Source organism: Novosphingobium resinovorum (assembly GCF_036352595.1).
Taxonomy (GTDB): Bacteria; Pseudomonadota; Alphaproteobacteria; order Sphingomonadales; family Sphingomonadaceae; genus Novosphingobium; species Novosphingobium resinovorum_B.
The window spans coordinates 1-722 of record NZ_JAZFAX010000117.1 but is presented as its reverse complement, the minus strand read 5'-3'; the positions used below and the strand labels follow the sequence as shown (position 1 = coordinate 722).

Genomic DNA, 722 nt, shown 5'->3' with positions numbered 1-722 from the left:
CGCGTCAGTGCCGGCCAGCAATTGGTCGAGGATGTCGTTCGGTATCGAGGGTTCTTTCCGTCGTGACATACTGGGTCTCCTTGTTGCCCATTATGCCTCGCCGCACACGAAATTCCTGACAGTCCCCCAGATATAAGTAATGTCGCCCGCCCATTTCCGGTTGGGTGCATTGGCGGCAAAATCCCCGTCCAGCCAGTTCGCCGCGACACCCACGCGGTGGTGGCTGTCCGTCGTGACCTTGTGCTTGCGCGTGCGAACCGGCTTTATCCCGTTGATCCGCATGAGGCGGCCGACCCGGCGCTCACCAACGTCGAGCCCTGCTTCCTTGAGCTCCTCCGTCATCCTGGGACGACCATAGCTGCCAAGGCTCAGATTATATTGCTCCCGAATATGGGCCAGCACCTTCATGTCCGTCCGCTCCCGGCGACTAATCGGCCGCGAGCGCCAGGACCGATAGCCGCGCTCACTGACCTGCAGAACACGGCATAACAACTCCACCGACCAACGGTGCCGCCAGCTGTGCACGAAGGCGAACCTCACGGCCTTTGGCTCGCGAAGAACTGAGTCGCCTTTTTTAGTACTTCCCTCTCCTCCCGGGTAATTGCTCACGGGGTCAGCAATTGGGCTCTGATCAGGCGACCACGAACCTGCCGTCGACGAGTTCGCGGATAGCTACGAGGGCCGATTTGCCGCTGAGACGGGCGGTTCCGGTGACGGAGCGA

General features: G+C 60.9%; 1 pseudogene. It reads right to left on the bottom strand.

The features are described from left to right. Positions 1–126: 126 nt before the first annotated feature. Positions 127–602: pseudogene (locus V2S85_RS27165) on the bottom strand (IS3 family transposase); the annotation flags it as partial. Positions 603–722 lie beyond the last annotated feature (120 nt).